The organism is Nocardia sp. NPDC006982, from assembly GCF_042869435.1.
Lineage (GTDB): Bacteria > Actinomycetota > Actinomycetes > Mycobacteriales > Mycobacteriaceae > Nocardia.
Genome location: NZ_JBIAFV010000010.1, coordinates 98,242 through 115,063 on the forward strand (window position 1 = coordinate 98,242; position 16,822 = coordinate 115,063).

Here is a 16,822-nt window from a genome sequence, read left to right on the forward strand (position 1 = left end):
GGTCGAAGTCGCCGCGGGTTGTTGCGGCGGTGAAGGCTGACCATTCGGCTGGGGTGAATACGAGTGCGGGGCCGGATGGGTTCTTCGAATCGCGAACGCCGACAAGGCAGTTGGGGAGGAAGGGGACTTCGATGCAGTTCGAGTGGGCACCGCTGTGACTGCTCTTGAACCGCTTCGCGTTCGCGTGGTTCGCCATGAGGTGCCCCTCTGGGGTCAGCGGTCGAAGTCGCCGCGGGTTGTTGCGGCGGTGAAGGCTGACCATTCGGCTGGGGTGAATACGAGTGCGGGGCCGGATGGGTTCTTCGAATCGCGAATGCCGACAAGGGTGTTCGGGAGGAAGGCGACTTCGACGCAGTTCGAGCTGCCACCGCTCCGGCTGCTCTTGAACCAGTCGGCACCGGCCAGATCGATGTTCATGTGTACTCCTTCGCCACCCGTCTGAGCAGAGCACGGCTGGCGTCGGCGTCCATCGCACTGCGCCGCAGGCTCTCGTACGCCTCATGGTACCGCCGGACGGTAGCCGGTTTCGCAAGATACAAATCCCCCGCGAAATTCTCGGTGAAGACCACCGGCGGCTCGAGCACTTGGCCGTGTCTGTCCGTGCCGAACTCCAGGATGACGAACGGGCCGGCGGCGTCCCCGAGCGGAAATCCAGCGCTGAACGGGAGAATCCGAAGGCTGATGTTGGGTCGAGTGCCTATATCGCACAGGTACTTCAGTTGGGTCGCCATGACCTTCGGCCCGCCGACCATCCCACGCAGGACCGACTCGCGCAGGACCACTTCTAGCGTCGCGGGTTGATGCTTGCGGGTGATTCTCAGCTGCCGCCGCATCCGCAACTGCACCCGACGCACGTGCTCCTCGGCACTGTCGTCCGGATAGACGGATCGGATGAGAACACTGGCGTACGCCGGTGTCTGCAACAATCCCGGCACCAGTTCGGATTCATAGGTGGTCAACCGCTGCGCAGATGCCTCCAACCCCACGAAGAAGTCGAAGTTCCCCGGCATGAGATCACCGTACTCGCGCCACCAACTCTCCTCATTGCCTTGTGCCGCAAGCACTTTCATCGCCGCAGTGTGGTCGGGGTCGAAGCCGTAGATCGTGCACAGCGCCGCCAGGTCCACCTCGCGCAGTTGCGCCACGGTGCCCTTCTCGATGCGCTGCAACGTGCTACCGCTGCGTTCGATCAACGCTGCCGCCTGCGCCAGCGTGAATCCGCACCCCTCCCTGCCGTCCCGCAGGTACTTCCCCAGCTGCCGCCGTGCCAGCGTCGATCCATCCTCCGACATGTCCCGCCTCCCATCAGGTTTCACTGTTCGCAACAGGAGAGCACACCGCCATCCCATGTGGAGGCCACATCGTGAATGATCATGCAATCGGGGCATAACCCCAGGAAGGATTGCATCCGGTGACGCTTTCGCGAATCAGATCAACGGCGGCGTATTTCTGTCCGGCGGGTCCGCTCGACCCGGCACGAGCCCCGCCCCGCGCGCTGCTCGGTATGAGTGTCCGCGTCAGGTGCAGCGGATCGGCCTGAACCCGCAGGATCGAAACCAATCGAGAACGTCTTTGCGGCCCAACGGAACCGATTGACCGTTTCACGCGTCCAGTACAGTAAGCGGACGAACAGCGAGGGAGGGATAGCCGATGGAAGTGGGGCAATCGGCCGCAAATGCGCTGTATCAGCAAGCCACCGGGGGAACATTTCGGATGGAGGCCGACGCCGCACGGCGGTGCGCTGAGGTCTACACAAGGTTGGTCGAAACCACACTGGAACCACAGATCAAGCGATCAGCCAACCTGCAGCGGCTGACCGGCTTCGGCGGGTTCGATTCCGCCAAGCAGCTTCAGGATGGATTTTCCGGCAAAGCAGTGCAGATGACCGATGCTCTCACTGGAATGAAAGAGGCGGCATTGAAGATGGCGGCGGCCTACCTGCGAGCCGGTCAGTTGGTGGAGGAAGCCGACGCCATTTACGCGAGATCGATCACCACCGGTACTTCAGGAGTGCAGTCGTCATGATCGGAATCCGCAAAACCTTGCTGGCGCTATTGGCGGTGACCGTCACACCACTCGCCGCGAGCTGCTCATCCAACAGCGACACCACGCACCCAGTTGACTCTGGTCAAACCACCACGTCATCCACAGGCCCACAATCAGTCCGGCCGACGCTCACTAACCCCAAGCTCCAGCCGCCGTCGCAGGACAACAAGTACACCACCAGCACTGGACGCCCCAAGGTGGTCTTCGACCCGTGCACCTGGATCAGCGACGACACATTCCGACGAGCGGGATTCGATCCAGCTACTCGACAGCGACTGGACGACCTCGTGGCAGAGTACAGCTTCCTGACCTGCACTATCTCTTCCCCGACGCGAAATCTGGCTTTGAACTCCGGAAACGCTACCTGGGAGGAAGACCTGGCGAAGGTCGGCTCCTACAGCGAGCCGACAACTGTAAACGGTCGCCAAGCCCTGCTGGTTCGTGATCCCCAAGTGCGTCGCGCCTGCCAGGTCGATGTCCGAACCAAGGTCGGGTTCTTGCAGATGGCGGTCGATCTGACCGACCGCGCCCCGCAAACCCTCAACCCCTGCGACGGCATCACCGACATCGCCTCCACCATCGAACCGGAGATCGGTAAGGACAACTGACGATGACCGGCCTCGACATCAACGATGTTCCTTCGGCGCTCGGTGCATTCGATTCGAGCCGCAAGCCCGATACCACTCAGCCGAGCACGCTCGCGCGTAGTCAGCAGCAGGGTGCGGAGCAGTACGGGACGAAACTCGCTGCCGACGGCCAGGATCCGGCGTACATCACCCGGATGGAGCAGTTCGAGGGCCATACCCATGAGGAGATCTACACCAACGCCCAGCTGATGAGTCCGGGCATCATGCATCAGCAGGCCGATACCTGGATCAGCATCGCTACCGCGCTGAGCGGTGGGCTGTTCGGCGCGAATCTCGCGATTCAGAAGGCATTGGCCTCGGGCATCGAGGGGGCCATGGCCGATGCGGCTCTTGCTGCGGCGCAGACGTTCTATCGGCAGGCAAGTGATGTCGAGCAGGTGATCAATGCCTGCGGGCACCGGATCAAGGGCGTGGCGTCCGCCGCCGAAGTGGTGAAGATGACGGTGCCGCCACCGTCCGCGGCGCAGGGGAGCAGGGGTTCGGCGACCTCGCTGGACCCCGCGCAGGTCATTATTTCCGCGGTCGGCGCGGGACTGGTCGGGGACGGTGACAGCCAGGAGGTCGCCTATCAGCGCGGCATCGAGGCGCTGCATCGCACGGCGATCGACACCATGAACAACAACTACAAACCGTCTTACGGCCCCGCCGGATCAGGAGTTCCGACATTTGTGCCGGTCACGTCGCCGGGCGGCGGAGGCAATGAGGGTGTTACCGGGCCGGGCGGCGGTAGCGGGGGCGGCAATGGCGGCGGCACCACCGGATCCGGCACCGGAAACACCGGCGGTAACAACGGCGAGTCGAACGGGTCGGGGACATCGGGGACCGATCAGGGCACGGTGAACCCCTCGGGTCTCGACTCGAATTCCACTGCCGGACAACAGACCCAGTCCCCGACGACGGCCGCGAGCACCGCCACCTCGCCCGCCGCGACGACCACCACTCAGACGACCTCGGGACATACAGGCGGCTTCGGCGCATCCGGATCGGGCGGTACATCCGGACCCGGCAGCAGCACCACACCGAGTCCAGGTCGCAGTGTCACCGGTCTGCCTACGACCGGAAACTCCGGCACGGCAACGGTTTCCACTGTCGCGACCAGCGCGGCCAGCACCGGCCGCAACGGTATGTCGGGCATGTCGCCCGGCGCGGGACGCAAATCGGGGGAGGACGAGTCGAGCCGCAAGGTTCCCGACTACCTGATCGGCCAGTACGAAGAACTGGTCGGCCCGGACGATCCAGCGGTTCCCCCGTCGATCGGGGCCGACGCGCCCTCGGCCCACCCGAGCGGTGAGCGCGGGTGAAGTTCGAGTTCACGCCCGATGAGTTCATGCACATCTGGCGCGAGACGCGGTCGGATCGCTACCCCTTTCCGTTGCGCCTGATCGCCTCGGTGCGCTGGGAGGACGAATTCGACCAGCTCACCCGCGAATTGGACCGCCGCATGCCGCTGCACGCCAACCCTGACCTCTCTGCCGCCTTGCGCGTGGCAGCAGATCCGCGAATCGCATTGACACTCACCGGAACTCGGCGACGTCCGCTGCGCGCATTCGGCGCGATCGACGCCGACATCGGCGTCACCCTGGTGCAACGGCCAGGCCCCACCCCCGATTTCGGCGGCAATGTAGTGCTCGAGGTCGGTACCGCCGCGATCGTGCCCGCCGTATTCACAGCAGTGCTCGGCGACGTGCCACCCGGCCGTCATCCGGCCGTGGCCGAGGATGCCCAACGCCTGGTCGAAAACCTCGAGTCCTGGACCGGCCTCGAAGAAACAGCATCCGACCGCATCTACCGCCTGCTGCGCGCTGCGCGCTCCGGTTCCGGAACCGTGGAAATCCTTCGCGGCCTGCGCGATTCCCGCCCCGCCCCACCCGAATACCTGAACTGGTTCGACATCGAAGGCGACGGCCGCTACCACTACCGCCACCAATACAACGAATTCCACATAATCCCCTGCGACCAGTCTGCAATCCGCCGCGAAATCACCCGCCTGGCACAACCCATCCCCTGATCCGTCGCTCCCGCGCCGACGGTCGCTTCCAGGTTCGATTGCCCGATGCTGGTTGCCAAAGAATCTGGGCAGCTCGAGCAAGGCCGTCAATTCGAGACTTTTCGCACGTCCGCGCAGAAGCCGAGGCTCGATCTCGGCCGTCTGCCGGGGCCGGTCGACGCGGAACAGCGACGCTGATATCAGAATGGCCTGGCTGGAGGTCTCCGCTCGAGCGAAGCGGTGCTCGCCTCATCGGGGACCGGCCAGTGGCAAATGCCGACGGTGCAATCTGCGGGCCTACGCGATATCCGTCTCGGCCGTCGCGGATGGCCGAGACGACCGATTCCTATTGCGTGTCAGGCTCTTTGTCCAGCGAAGGACGATAGCGCGGATCTTGTTCTATCGCTGCCCGGAAGCGGGGGTGAGCTTGGACGAAGGCGAACCTTTCGTCATAGATGGGGCGGTACGTCACCCGCTGGGCACTCTTGCCGAACAGGTGCATGGCCACCACCAGCCCCAGCGGAATCGAACCCGGGAAGAGCGCGAGTACCAGCGGGATGACCAGAGGATCGACATGCGCCACACTGACTATCACCACAGCGACGAGATTGGCGACCATCAGCCATAGCAGCGAGCGGGCGGCCCAGCGGTATCGCCCGGAGGTGCGGACGCATCGGTCACAGACGGGCCACTCGCCGACGAGGATCGTCGAAACTGGTGCGACCGGCACCACGCCTCCGGTGAACAAGTTCTTGCCGAGGTCTCGTTCTCTGGCTGTGCGATGAAACCGAGGATGTAGATCCGTGTCGTAGAAGCGGGCCCGCACGTGGTTTCGCGACACCGCCGGAAGACCGTGCCCGGGACACAAATCGGGCAGAGGTTGCGCAATTTCCAGTTCGAGTGGTTCGACGCGTAGCCGCCGGGGCGTTTTCCGCCAGAGCGAACCGGTATTCGGCAAAGGGTCCTGACACCGACGCAGCCGGATCGTCACGTCGTCCTCGTGCGTGTACGGCCGCTGATACACCAGTGGATTCGGTGGTAGTGGGGTCGCCTCGAAGCCGTCACCGCTGTTGGGGCGGTAATAGTCACCGGCCAGGCGAGGTAGCCTCACTCGAGCCACCCGCGTTGGTTGCGGTCCTGAAAGTACAGATCGTCGTCGTCCAGGTCGTCGGGTGTGACGATCCGATCACGGTTGGGCTTCCGAGTTCCTGGAATCACATGGCTCGCAGGGTGGTTACCGCTACTTCCGACCTCGGAGGCCGACGTCGACGGTGTTCCCTGGGGAGCGCTGGTCGGCGATTGCTCGGGCGACGAACTCGGGGATGGCTCTGCGGGGGGCGAAGTTTCGGGATCCTGGTTCCGGTAGCTTTCGAGGATCGCGTTTCCCAGTTCGGCCTTTCGCTGGATTTCCTCGGGCGATGTCGCCGCGAAATCCTCTAGCGCCTTGGGGATGACCGCGTCGCCGAGACGCGCGAACGACTCGCTGTGCACGAGATCGCGGATGGTGCCCTTCCCTTGCAGGATCTCCTGCATTTGCGCCTTCAGATCCGGGGCGAGGCCCGGGCTGCCGACAATGATGTTCAGAGCCTTCGCAAGGTGACGTGACATGCCGACATCGCCGCCGGCGAGATCCAGCATCGGTTCCTCGCGATTCATCAGTTCACCCTCGTTTCCGGCTGGGGCGGCATGTCGGACGCGCGTCTACTTGGCCGATCGGTGCGAGAACTCGACCTCGCGGTAGGGAGGTGAGACCCTGGCCGGATTCCGGTGCCAGGGTGCACTTCTCGGGGCAGTGGGGGTAGCAGCCGTCGGCAGTAGAGCGTGGAAGCCGTGGATTTCGGCGCAGAGCCCTACCACCTCGCGTGCCGACCCGCCAACCGTCGAGTCGCCAGTCCACCCTGCCATCGCGGTCGCCCCCCTAGTGAATCGCCGTAAGAATACTTCACGTCGAGCATCCGGCCCAGGTTCCGGACGAGGCCCACCACCCGCGGCGCAGCGGGTGAACTGGCGGAGAACTGTCGCGGCACAAGGCCGTTGGCGGCGGAAAGTCGTTCGGCAGGTAGGTGTTCGGTGGATAGGGAGATGAGGGCTGTTGGGTGCCAGCCGGTTCGCAACTGTAGGGGGCCGCGCTCGCTCGCGGCACCGGTGTCAGCGTGGGTGGGGCGGAAAATGATGTGGCGGCTGGTTGTCGTGCGGGCGGTAGCCCTGCGGCGGAATGTAATTCGGCGAGTAGGCGGGTCCGGAATCCGGTTGCGGCTGGTAGCCGTTGGATGCGGCAGGATTCGGGGGATATTGCGGTGGATACTGTTGGGCGCCTGCCGGATGCGGGATCGGCTTGTGACTTCGCGGCGGGTTCGCCGGTGCGGGACCGTAAACCGGGTACGCGTTCGGCGGTGGCCCATAGCCGGGATAAGCTCGCGGATCAATCTGCGGCTGTGCGGATCCGGATCGCAATGCCCGCACATCGGGCCGCTGCACTGTGACTCGGGCGGGTTCGTGGAGGTCGTAGTCCGGCAGGTCGTTGTCGTCGAAGAAGCAGAAGGCGGTGGCGAATCCGCGCCAGAAGTAGCCGCGGACCAGGTTGCCGAAGGTCGGCCAGCGGCCGTCCTCTCCCCGGATTACCACCAAGCCGAGCAGCGCTTTGCCGATGGTGGCGTGGATGATGCGCTGCACGATGACCGTGTGTACGAACGACAACACCGCGTAGGTCACCATGAAGATGAGGACGACCCACCCGAGCCCCGAGACGGCGGTGTTCGCTACCGCGCCCGCCAATCCGGCATGTAGCGCGATATCGAAGAACGCCGCCGTATTGCCGCGCAGTTCGCGCGGCGAAGGGTAGCGGGGATCATTCTTGTCACCGTGGTACTGCGGCGCGCGTGGCGGGGCCTCCGGAAAGTCGTTGACTCGCTGCACTCCTCGACCGACGATCCCCATATCGACGATCTTGGCATACCTCTGCCGCGAAGCAACTGGTCTATCGGTGACGGCTCATGCGCCGGGCTCTGAGGAGAAGTGCGAGAGCCAGGATGACGCCGCCTATCAGCAATAGCGTGCGGGTGCCCGAGTGGTTGTCGGATTCATCGGTGGGCTGGGCTTCGTGGTCGATGTCTTTCGGAGGCGGAGAGGCAAGTCCCGCAGTGCCTTTCGTGGATGCGGACTTGGTTTCCGGGAGCTTGCCGACGCTGGAGTTCTTCGGCAGGGCGAAACCGTAGTCGAGCAGGCGCGCGGCCTGTTCCCACGGACGTATCGGCAGCACATCGGCTTTCAGTAGGGTCACGACGAGTCTGCGGCCGTCGCGATGGGCAGCGGCGACGAAGGTCTGCCTGGCGTCGTCGGTGTAACCGGTCTTGCCGCCGAGCGCACCGTCGTAGTCGTAGAGCAGGTGGTTGTCGTTGGCGATGGGGAACCCTGGATGGTCTTTGTCGTCAGGGTTTTTCGGATCCTTGGGGTAGCCGGGAAAATCGATTTGCTCGGTGTGGATGAATTCGGCGAACAAGGGAATCGTCATGGCCTCGCGGAACAGCACCGACAGGTCGTAGGCCGAGGTGCTCATGCCGGGGCCGTCCAGGCCGGACGGGCTGGCGGTGCGAGTATCCAAGGCGTACAACGACTGTGCCAGCTCGTTCATCTTCTGCACCGTGGCGGCGTCGCCGCCGAGCTGGGTGGCGATGGCATGCGCGGCATCGTTGCCCGACGCCATGATCAGCGCCTGCATGAGCTGTCGATTGGTGTAGCGGCCGCCGGGACCGATGCCGACGCGGGTGCCGTCGGCGTTCGCGTCGTCCTGGGTTCCGGTGACGGTCTTGTTCAGGTCGAGGCTGCGCAGCGCGACGGTCGCGAGCAGCACCTTGATCGTGCTGGCGGGCCGGTAGCGCCCGTGCGGGTCCTTGGCGGCGAGCACCTCACCGGTATCGAGGTCCGAAATCTGCCAGGCCGTGGCGGAAATCTCCTGCGGCATCGGCGGTGCGCCGCGCGGGATGACGACGCCGCATTCACCCAGGCGTGAGCCGCCGACCGGTGGAATCGGCACGGCCAGCGGGGTCGGCGACGGCTGTCCGGGTTCGGGGACCTCGGATTCGTCGATCGGATTGGGCGGCTTCGTCTTCTGCGGGCAGCTGTCGGTATTCGGGGTGCTGAACGGCGTCGTCGTGGTGGTCGTCGGCGTCGCGTGCGAAACGGTCGCGGCAGGGCCCCAGGTCGCGGCCGAAATGGCCAGTGCAGAACCGAGGCAGAGTGCGACGAGGAGGCGAAGATCCCGGGTGCTCATCGGCTGCGAGCCTACTGACCGGCCGCGCGGTGGGCCGTCATGAGACACGGATGCGCCAAGTATTGACAGGAACTACTAAATGGGAGCTACTATCAAAAAGTTGTAACTATCATTTTCTGGAGGGGCTATGCAGACAGACTCGACTCGCCGCTGGTTGGCGCTGGGGGCGCTGGCCTTGGCAATGCTGACCATCGGCCTGGATATGACCGTGCTGACCGTGGCGCTGCCCACCCTCGCCGTCGACCTGAACGCGAACACCGGCGCGCTGCAGTGGTTCAGCACCGCGTACACACTGGCGCTCGCGGCCGTGATGCTGCCCGCGGGCGCGCTCGGCGACCGCTACGGCCGCAAAAAGCTGCTGCTCGGCGCGCTGGTGCTGTTCGGAGCGGCATCGCTGGCCTGCGCCTTCGCCACAACCGCCGGTCAACTCATCGCGGCCCGCGTGGTACTCGGCATCGCGGCGGCAGTCATGATCCCGCTGTCTATGGCGGTGCTGCCGGTGCTGTTCCCGGATTCGGCGCAGCGGGCCAAGGCTATGAACATCTGGGTCACCTCGACCGCACTCGGCCTGCCGCTCGGTCCGATCCTCGGCGGCTGGCTGATCGATAACTTCTGGTGGGGTTCGGTATTCCTGATCAATGTCCCGATGGTGGTGCTCGGCGTGCTGGCCATCGCGGTCCTGGTGCCGGAGTCGCGGAACCCGGATCAGCGGCCGATGGATCTGCCGGGCGTCGCGCTGTCGATTCTCGGAATGGTCGGCGTCACCTATGGATTCATCCGGCTCGGCGACAAGGGTTGGGGTAATGGGCTCGGTTGGGGTGCGCTGCTCGGCGGCGTCACGGCCGTCGCGGTATTCATCGCGTGGCAGCGGCGAGCGAGCTTCCCGCTGGTCGACCTGGGCCTGTTCGGCAGCCCCGGCTTTCGCTGGGGCGCGGCGTTCACCGTGATCATCACGTTCGGCTTGTTCGGCCTGTTCTTCACCGTGCCGCAGTACTTCCAGGCGGTCCTCGGCGCGGATGCGCTCGGCAGCGGCGTGCGCCTGCTGCCGTTGATCGGCGGACTGCTGATCGGATCGCGGCTGGGTGATCGCTTGCAGCCGAAACTGGGACCGGCGCTGATGGTGGGACTCGGCCTGACGGTGCTCGCGGTCGGCATGGGCTTGGGTGGGCTGACCGAAGTGGGGACCTCGTACTGGTTCGTGGCCGTATGGGTCGGGTTGACCGGCGCGGGGATGGGCCTCGGACTGCCGGCGGGCATGGCGGTCGCGTTGGACAATCTCGAGGTGGCCCGTGCGGGTGTCGGCTCGGCACTGGTGCAGGCGCTGCGTCAGGCGGCGGGCACCATCGCGGTGGCGGTGCTCGGCACCGTCCTGGCTACCGTGTACCGCGGCGATCTCGGTGCATTGAATGTCGATCCGATTCGCGACAGCGTGAATGCCGGTGTGGCAGTTGCGAAGTCGACCGGCAATGCGGCCATGCTGGAGCAGGTGCAGTCGGCGTTCGTCGGCGGGATGAGCGCGATGCTGTGGGTGTGCGCGGCTCTCTGCGCGGTGGCGGTGCCGCTCGCACTGCGGGTGCTGCCGGGGCGGTCCACGACCGCACCGCAACACGAGGAGGCGATACCGGCCGCGCTGGTGCCGGTCGATGGGCCAGAATCGACACATGTCGGTTGAGCTGCCCGCGGACGGGACGGCCGCGCAGAGCCTGCGCGAGCGGAAGAAGGAACGGACCCGCCGGACGATTCGCGAAGTAGCGTTCCGGCTGTTCCGTGAGCAGGGCTACACCGAGACCACCATCGAGCAGATCGCCGCGGCGGCCGAGGTATCGCCCAGCACCTTCTTCCGCTATTTTCCGACCAAGGAACAGCTGGTGCTCGCCGACGATCTCGATCCACTGATGATCGATGCGATACGGGCCCAGCCTCACGACATCGCGCCGTTGACCGCATTTCGCAATGCGACGGCGGAGGTATTCGCGAACCTGCCCGCCGCCGAGCTGGCATTCGAGCAGGAACGTCAGGCGCTGCTGTATCACGTGCCCGAACTGCGCGCGGCCATCGGATTGGAACTGCAACGCGGCATCGACCTGTTGGCGGGTCTGCTCGCCGAGCATATGGGTCGGGATGTGGACGATTTCGAGATACGCGTGACCGCGGGTGCCATGGCCGGAATCGCACTCGGTATCGCGAAGCTCTCCCCGCTCAATGCCGAGAACCTCAATCGCGCAATGGATTTCCTGGAGGCGGGGTTACCGCTCGGCAAGCAGTAGTGCTGCCGAGCGGCCGAAATCCTAGGCGGACTTGGTAACCGGGCACCCGTGTGCCAATGGGCCGAGCAGTTTGTTGTTGTCGTAGAAGTGCTCGAGTTCGAGAATGCGCAGGTCGTCGCTGACCCTGGCGATCGTCACGCCGAACATCTCGATCAATGCGCCGGTGGGCTGGTTGCCCTTGTATTCGCCGTCGTAGCGGCCCCAGTGCCGCCAGCGGAAGGTGACCGCGGGCGGTCCCGCCAGCACCTCGAGCACCTCCCAGAAGAAGCCGTTCGGGAAGGCGGTGTGGAAGGTCTCGTGGGAGGACTCGAAGGTCTCCTGCTCGACCTCGTAGTACGGGTTATCGCCGATCAGGATGTTGTAGCTGCCGATCCTGGCGAATTCCTCGGCGTCCTGCCACGGCCCGCCGTTGACCCGCCCCCGGTAGTGCTCGGCCACCAGCGAAACCCAGGTCGCCGGATCCTTCTTGTGCGAGACCTCCATTTCGAAGACCCGCACCAGGTCTTCGACGACGGCCTCGAGCGAGCCCGCCGCGTGGTCGGTGGTGCGCTCGCGCGGCACGGTTTGCCTGGTCAGGTGGTAATCGGGCGCGCCGTTGCGCCAGTCCTCGGCCGGCGTCGCGGCGACCACCGCGTCCCGGCCCTGTAGCCACAGCGGCGTCTCGGTTGTGGAATCTGTTGTATCAGCTGTCATCTCGGCTCGCGCCCCTTCGAAGAGATCGGACGCGAGGCAGGCTAACAGTCGGTCGGTCGGTTGTCGCGGCAGGTCTGAATTTGCCGAACGCTATGTCTCCCAGCAACTTTCGAGTTTTAAACAATGATGTGTCACATTCTACCCGCCGTGTGCAGTACGCGGTGCGGTGAATCGTCGTCCATGCTGGCGAAGAAGCCGCCGATCACATCCTCGATCTCCGAAATCGACTGTGCGCAATACAGAATCGGTTGGTAGTGCGTGATGTCGTAGACGGCGGTGCCCATCGTCGCCACGTCCAGCGGTCGCAGCTCGGCGTGCTGGAACTCCTCGATCTCGCCGTAGGAGGACAGCAATCCGGCTCCATAGCAACGGATTCGGCCGTTCTCCCGGACCACGCCGAACTCCATGGAGAACCAGAAGACATCGGCGAGGAACTTGAGCGCCGTATCGGTGGTCAGCCGGGCGACGGCCGCGCCGACCGCCTCGTAGATGGCGGCGAAGCGCGGGCTGGCTATCTGATTGGCGTGCCCAATGATCTCGTGGATGGCGTCGGGTTCCGGGGTGTACAGCGGGGCCGAATGGTGCCGGATGTACTGGGTGGAGTGGAAGGTGCGGTCGGCGAAGGAACCGAAGAACTCGCGCAGCGGCACCAGCCCGGCGGCGGGCACATACCGGAATCCGGTCAGCGGGACCAGTGCCGCGGAGACCTCGTCGAGCTGTGGAATGTGATCGCTCGGCAAGTCGAGCCGGGCCGCGGCCGCGAGCACCTCGGTGGCGGCGTACTTTTGGTGTTTGCGTGCGAGTTCGGCCGACACGATGCGCCACACCTGTTGTTCCTCATCGGTGTAGTCGATCTGTGGCACGGGTTTACTCGGTGCGTAATCCAGCGCGAGCGCGGCGATCGCATTGCGGCGGGCGCGGTAATCGGGATCGTGCACGCCGGGGTGCTCGTCGCTCAGGTGCACCATGACATCGCCATCGCCGGATCGGGTCACCGGCGAGTACAGCCGAGCTTCGGTGAACATACGTCGATGCAAGCACCGCGGGGTCTTTGCGACAACAAAAGCCCGCCCAGCTGGTCAAACTGTATAGCTGGGCGGGCTTCTTCGCGTTATTACCGGCAGCAGACCGGTTCCTGCGGCGGCGAGCTGATCAGTGGTGACCGTGCAATTCGTGCACCACCGCGTGGCCCTTGCCGCGGCCGATCATCCATTTGTTGACCGGCGTGGTGAGGATGAAGGCCACCACCAGGGAGAAGGCGAGCGTCGCCCAGAACATGACCGTGTCCAGGTGTGCGTCCATGGCGCCGGGCACGGCGAGGATGGCGGCATTGTCGACGATTTCCATGACCGCGATCGAGACCGTATCGGCGGCCAGCGCGGTGGTGATGGCGGCGGCCAGCGGCAGACCCGCCTTCAGTACGCCGCGCATGGTCAGCGCGTAGCCGAAGAAGAAGGCGAGCACGATCGCCAGGACCATGGTCGCGGTGTTGTTCCAGCCGAGTGCCGTGCCGATCACCATGCCGAGGATTTCGCCGATCGCGCAGCCGGTGAGGCAGTGCAGAGTGGCCTGGGCGGCCATCTGCCAGGACGCCGGAATCCGATGCTCGGTGTTTGCGTGCTGAGTATGCCCGGCGGCTGCCGCATGCGCGGAATGTGCTGTATGCCCGGCATGTTCGTGGTTTTCGACGGGCGTTCCGTGCTCATGCTCCATGCCGGGAACTATACCCCCGTAGGGTAACAAGTCAAATGCGAATTCCGATGTTGTGCCCGATTTGCCAGACATGAGCGGACCGGATAAAGCAATATGGCGAATGTACGAAGGAGGGCGCATGAAATCCGTGCGGATCGATCTCGACCAGAAACTGCTCGCCGCCGCGGCCGCCATCATGGGCACGTCGACGAGCAGCGCCACCATCAACGAGGCGCTGCGCCGAATCGTTGTGCACGAGCGGCAACTTCACCAACTGCAGCGATTGGCTGCCGGTGTGCTGTCACCCCTGCCCGGACCCGAGATCGCGGTTGCCGACGGCTGATCTCGCTCACCGCGTCGGGCAGCGCAGCCCTTCCTGGGGCGGGGTCAGCTCGATCAGGTACTTCAGGACCGGTACGTCGACGCATTCGACGCCGTCCAGGAACGAACCATGTTGGATGCCTTCATAAGTGACCAACGTGGCGCCCAGCGCGCGGGCGAGATTCGTCGCGCCCTGGTACGGCGTGACCGGATCGCCGGTGGATGAGACGACCACCAACTTCGGCAGGCCGGTTACCGTTGGGGTATGCGGGCGGCTGGTCGGTGGAACGGGCCAGAAGGTGCAGGCGTCGAACGGAACCCAATCGGCCGCGCGGCCGCTGTCGAACGCCGGGGCAGCGGCGCGGACCCGCCGGTCCAGTTCGAGCGCGCTCGCTCGATCGGTGATCCGCCGGTCGTCGAGGCAGCTCACGGCGGTCTTGTATCCGGTGTCCACCGACTCGGGCGCGAGATAGCTGTCGGCCAGGGCGAGCAGGATATCGCCGTGGCCCTTGGTCAGTTCGGTGAGGCCCCGGGTCAGCACCGGCCAGGCTTTCGAGGTGTACATGGTCGAGATCACCCCGGTCGTGGCGTCCGAATAGCCGAGGCCGCGACCGTCGTTCGTGGTGGCGGGGCGGTCGGCCAGCGGCCGCAGCAATGCCGCCAAGTGCTCGGACGCCTTGGCCGGATCGGTGCCGATCGGACAGTCCGGCGCTTTGACGCAGTCGGCGGCGTACGCGTCGAAAGCCCGTTGCATACCGGCATAGACGATCACCGGATCGGCGATATTGGTGGCCGGATCGGCCGCGCCGTCCAAGACCATGGCACGCACCCGATCCGGGAACATCTCCGCATAGGTCGTGCCGAGTCGCGTGCCGTAGGAAACGCCGAAGTAGGTCAGCTTCTCCTCACCGAGTGCCCCTCGGACGATGTCGAGGTCGGCGGCTGACTCGGAAGTTCCGACATGTGACAGCAACGCTAATCCGCTGCGCTGCACGCATTTCGCGGCCAGATCCATACTGTCGTGTTCGGCCTGCGACATCCAGAAGGGCAGGTATTCCCCTGCCAGACCGGCACGTTCGGCCGCCAGCTCCTCGGGCGTACTGCAAACGAGCTTCGGCGTCGACGCGCCGAGTCCGCGCAGATCGATGCCGATCACATCGAAGCGTTGCGCAAGCGGTGTCCGCGCGAGGTCGGCGGGCAGCGTCAGGCCGATACCGCCGGGGCCGCCCGGGTTGGTGAGGATCGAGGCGACCTTCTGTCCGCGTGCGCGCAACCGCGAGATCGCGAGGCGGGCGGTTTTGCCATCGGGCTCGGCGTAATCGATGGGAACAGTGACGCGGGCGCATTCGAGTCCGATGCGGTTCGCGCCGTTCTCGAAACCGTCGCACGAACCCCATACCAGCGTTTGGTGGTAGTACTTGCCGATGCCCGGGGTGTTGTCGAGGTGCGGGCTCTGCTCGGGTTGGGCCTGCGCACTGCAGGCGGCCGCGAGAAAGACTGCGGCGAGTCCGATGTGACGCGCATTCCGCCTGCGCCAGTTGAACATTCGACCCCTATGGTTGGACCTGCGCACTCAGTCTGCCCGACCCGGTCGCGGTGCGCAGACCATGGTCGCCACCGCATCCGGCCTGTCGGTGGGTGCTGGCATGATGCGGAGATCGCATCGCATTCGAGGGGGATTGATGTCGGTACCCATCGCCAAACTGCCATCCGGTCAACGTCCACGCGAACGGCTGCTCACGCTCGGCCCGCACGCGCTCAGCGACAGCGAATTGCTCGCCGTGCTGCTGCGCCAAGGTCGCCGCGGTGAAAGCGCACTGGATATGGCCGCCGAACTGATCGCCGAGCACGGCGGCATCGCCGGTCTGGCGGCCGCGCGGCCGGAGGAATTATCGCGGCGCGCGGGTGTGGGGGAGGCCAAGGCGGCGGCCATCATCGCCGCTTTCCACCTCGGCACCAGGGCGCGCAACAGTCCGGAGACCGCCCCACGCCTGGACGGCGCCGCCGACGTCGTGCGGGTGGCGCTGCCGCTGTTCGCGGGCGCCCGCGTCGAACGGCTGCTGGTGCTGGTGTGCGATGCGCAGAATCGCTTGCGGCACAAGGTATTCGTCGCCGAGGGGGCGATCGATCAGGTAGCCGTCCCGGTCCGTGAAATCCTGAATACCGTGCTGCGTCACGACGGTCGCGCCTTCGCGGTCGTGCACAATCACCCCTCCGGCGACCCGGTCCCCAGCTTCGACGACCGTCGCGCGACCACGCTGCTCATGGAATCCGCCCGCACCGTCGGCCTGCGCTTCCTGGACCACGTGGTGATCGCGGGGGACGGGTGGGCCAGTGCCACACCGCTGCATCGGTCCGGTGGGTGATGCGGTCAGCGGGGCAGTGCCGGAATGCGATGCAGCAATGCGGGTGTCGGCTCGTCGACACTCGCCGCGAAGTCGTCGTGTCTGGTGACCCACCGCACCACGAACGGGCACACCGGCACGATCCGGCGGCCGCTCGCCACCGTGTCCGCCATCGCGTCGTGGATCAGAACGCTGCCCAATCCCCGGCCGCCGAACGCCGGATCGACCTCGGTCGCATAGAACACACGGTGCGCGCCGTCATCGAAATACAGTTCCTCGCCGACGGTCGTGCCATCGAGCCGGATCTCGTACGCATTGCGCGCGGGAACGCCGACTACCTGTACTTTCTCTTCACTCATGCCCCCTGGAACGCATCCGTACCGCCGTTTATTGCGCAGACGACAAAGGCAGCTGGTGACTGGATGCAGATGTATTCGATATGAGCGAACGGCCTTTGGTGGGCACGGCCGATGAGCGCACGAATGGCGAAGGCCGCCTGCATCCGAAGATGTAGGCGGCCTTCGTTTTTCGTGCCGGTGAGGTTGGTCAAGGAG

At 65.2% G+C, this 16,822-nt stretch carries 21 protein-coding genes; 8 read left to right on the plus strand and 13 right to left on the minus strand.

Translation table 11 applies throughout. From position 1 onward, the window contains the following. The 3 genes from ACFYOW_RS32525 to ACFYOW_RS32535 all read right to left on the minus strand — a co-directional run. The coding region (locus ACFYOW_RS32525) for a DUF397 domain-containing protein (RefSeq protein ID WP_387293904.1) at positions 1–196 on the minus strand (196 nt) is incomplete at its 3' end. Between the two features lie 17 nt (positions 197–213). Then, entirely contained in the window at positions 214–417 is a 204-nt protein-coding gene (locus tag ACFYOW_RS32530) for a DUF397 domain-containing protein (RefSeq protein WP_387293905.1), read from the minus strand. Next, positions 414–1,292 carry a helix-turn-helix domain-containing protein gene (locus tag ACFYOW_RS32535; RefSeq protein ID WP_387293906.1) on the minus strand — a complete coding sequence of 293 codons (879 nt, stop codon included), beginning with the start codon at positions 1,290–1,292 and terminating at the stop codon, positions 414–416. Before ACFYOW_RS32535 ends, ACFYOW_RS32530 begins: the two co-directional genes overlap by 4 nt. Positions 1,293–1,650: 358 nt before the next feature. Here ACFYOW_RS32535 and ACFYOW_RS32540 point away from each other — a divergent pair, with 358 nt between their 5' ends. Genes ACFYOW_RS32540 through ACFYOW_RS32555 form a run of 4 tightly spaced genes read left to right on the plus strand, consistent with a single transcriptional unit; the run spans position 1,651 to position 4,701 of the window. After that, on the plus strand, positions 1,651–2,025 hold the full coding sequence (locus tag ACFYOW_RS32540; RefSeq protein ID WP_387293907.1) for a hypothetical protein: 375 nt from the start codon (positions 1,651–1,653) through the stop codon (positions 2,023–2,025). Beyond that, positions 2,022–2,654 (plus strand): DUF3558 domain-containing protein, encoded by a 633-nt coding sequence (locus tag ACFYOW_RS32545; RefSeq protein WP_387293908.1) that lies wholly within the window; start codon positions 2,022–2,024, stop codon positions 2,652–2,654. The genes ACFYOW_RS32540 and ACFYOW_RS32545 overlap by 4 nt, the downstream gene beginning before the upstream one ends. A gap of 2 nt (positions 2,655–2,656) precedes the next feature. Beyond that, positions 2,657–3,994, plus strand: a complete 1,338-nt coding sequence (locus ACFYOW_RS32550; RefSeq protein ID WP_387293909.1) for a hypothetical protein — start codon at positions 2,657–2,659, stop codon at positions 3,992–3,994. After that, entirely contained in the window at positions 3,991–4,701 is a 711-nt protein-coding gene (locus ACFYOW_RS32555) for an ESX secretion-associated protein EspG (protein ID WP_387293910.1), read from the plus strand. Before ACFYOW_RS32550 ends, ACFYOW_RS32555 begins: the two co-directional genes overlap by 4 nt. A 325-nt stretch (positions 4,702–5,026) precedes the next feature. Here ACFYOW_RS32555 and ACFYOW_RS32560 read toward each other — a convergent pair whose 3' ends face one another. The 4 genes from ACFYOW_RS32560 to ACFYOW_RS32575 form a co-directional block, all read right to left on the minus strand. Further along, positions 5,027–5,791, minus strand: a complete 765-nt coding sequence (locus ACFYOW_RS32560) for a hypothetical protein (RefSeq protein ID WP_387293911.1) — start codon at positions 5,789–5,791, stop codon at positions 5,027–5,029. Then, the gene (locus ACFYOW_RS32565; protein WP_387293912.1) at positions 5,788–6,336 is read right to left on the minus strand and encodes a hypothetical protein; all 549 of its coding nucleotides are present in this window, start codon (positions 6,334–6,336) and stop codon (positions 5,788–5,790) included. Before ACFYOW_RS32565 ends, ACFYOW_RS32560 begins: the two co-directional genes overlap by 4 nt. Before the next feature lie 492 nt (positions 6,337–6,828). Then, positions 6,829–7,617 (minus strand): hypothetical protein, encoded by a 789-nt coding sequence (locus ACFYOW_RS32570; protein ID WP_387293913.1) that lies wholly within the window; start codon positions 7,615–7,617, stop codon positions 6,829–6,831. A 40-nt stretch (positions 7,618–7,657) separates the two neighbouring features. Beyond that, positions 7,658–8,950, minus strand: a complete 1,293-nt coding sequence (locus tag ACFYOW_RS32575; RefSeq protein WP_387293914.1) for a D-alanyl-D-alanine carboxypeptidase family protein — start codon at positions 8,948–8,950, stop codon at positions 7,658–7,660. A 127-nt stretch (positions 8,951–9,077) separates the two neighbouring features. On the opposite strand from ACFYOW_RS32575, the gene ACFYOW_RS32580 reads away from it, so the two are divergent. Both ACFYOW_RS32580 and ACFYOW_RS32585 read left to right on the plus strand, forming a co-directional pair. Continuing rightward, positions 9,078–10,622 carry an MFS transporter gene (locus ACFYOW_RS32580; protein ID WP_387293915.1) on the plus strand — a complete coding sequence of 515 codons (1,545 nt, stop codon included), beginning with the start codon at positions 9,078–9,080 and terminating at the stop codon, positions 10,620–10,622. Beyond that, entirely contained in the window at positions 10,612–11,217 is a 606-nt protein-coding gene (locus ACFYOW_RS32585) for a TetR family transcriptional regulator (RefSeq protein WP_387293916.1), read from the plus strand. The genes ACFYOW_RS32580 and ACFYOW_RS32585 overlap by 11 nt, the downstream gene beginning before the upstream one ends. 21 nt (positions 11,218–11,238) lie before the next feature. On the opposite strand, the gene ACFYOW_RS32590 is transcribed toward ACFYOW_RS32585, so the two are convergent. The 3 genes from ACFYOW_RS32590 to ACFYOW_RS32600 all read right to left on the minus strand — a co-directional run bounded on the left by ACFYOW_RS32590 (position 11,239) and on the right by ACFYOW_RS32600 (position 13,623). Next, the gene (locus ACFYOW_RS32590; RefSeq protein WP_387293917.1) at positions 11,239–11,910 is read right to left on the minus strand and encodes an ester cyclase; all 672 of its coding nucleotides are present in this window, start codon (positions 11,908–11,910) and stop codon (positions 11,239–11,241) included. 131 nt (positions 11,911–12,041) lie between these two features. After that, positions 12,042–12,935, minus strand: coding sequence for a phenylalanine 4-monooxygenase (locus ACFYOW_RS32595; RefSeq protein WP_387293918.1), 894 nt, complete (start codon positions 12,933–12,935; stop codon positions 12,042–12,044). Positions 12,936–13,062: 127 nt separating this feature from the next. Continuing rightward, a complete protein-coding gene (locus ACFYOW_RS32600; RefSeq protein ID WP_387293919.1) occupies positions 13,063–13,623 on the minus strand; it encodes a DUF4396 domain-containing protein in 561 nt (186 codons plus the stop codon). 118 nt (positions 13,624–13,741) lie between these two features. On the opposite strand from ACFYOW_RS32600, the gene ACFYOW_RS32605 reads away from it, so the two are divergent. Beyond that, positions 13,742–13,945 (plus strand): type II toxin-antitoxin system VapB family antitoxin, encoded by a 204-nt coding sequence (locus tag ACFYOW_RS32605; protein WP_063038892.1) that lies wholly within the window; start codon positions 13,742–13,744, stop codon positions 13,943–13,945. 6 nt (positions 13,946–13,951) lie between these two features. On the opposite strand, the gene ACFYOW_RS32610 is transcribed toward ACFYOW_RS32605, so the two are convergent. Next, on the minus strand, positions 13,952–15,469 hold the full coding sequence (locus ACFYOW_RS32610; protein WP_387293920.1) for an alpha/beta hydrolase: 1,518 nt from the start codon (positions 15,467–15,469) through the stop codon (positions 13,952–13,954). A gap of 136 nt (positions 15,470–15,605) precedes the next feature. On the opposite strand from ACFYOW_RS32610, the gene ACFYOW_RS32615 reads away from it, so the two are divergent. Beyond that, complete coding sequence (locus ACFYOW_RS32615) at positions 15,606–16,289, plus strand: RadC family protein (RefSeq protein ID WP_387293921.1); 684 nt, start codon at positions 15,606–15,608, stop codon at positions 16,287–16,289. Between the two features lie 5 nt (positions 16,290–16,294). Here the strand turns inward: ACFYOW_RS32615 and ACFYOW_RS32620 are convergent, their stop codons facing one another. Beyond that, positions 16,295–16,627 carry a GNAT family N-acetyltransferase gene (locus ACFYOW_RS32620; protein WP_387293922.1) on the minus strand — a complete coding sequence of 111 codons (333 nt, stop codon included), beginning with the start codon at positions 16,625–16,627 and terminating at the stop codon, positions 16,295–16,297. Beyond that, on the minus strand, positions 16,624–16,818 hold the full coding sequence (locus ACFYOW_RS32625) for a hypothetical protein (protein ID WP_387293923.1): 195 nt from the start codon (positions 16,816–16,818) through the stop codon (positions 16,624–16,626). Before ACFYOW_RS32625 ends, ACFYOW_RS32620 begins: the two co-directional genes overlap by 4 nt. Positions 16,819–16,822 lie beyond the last annotated feature (4 nt).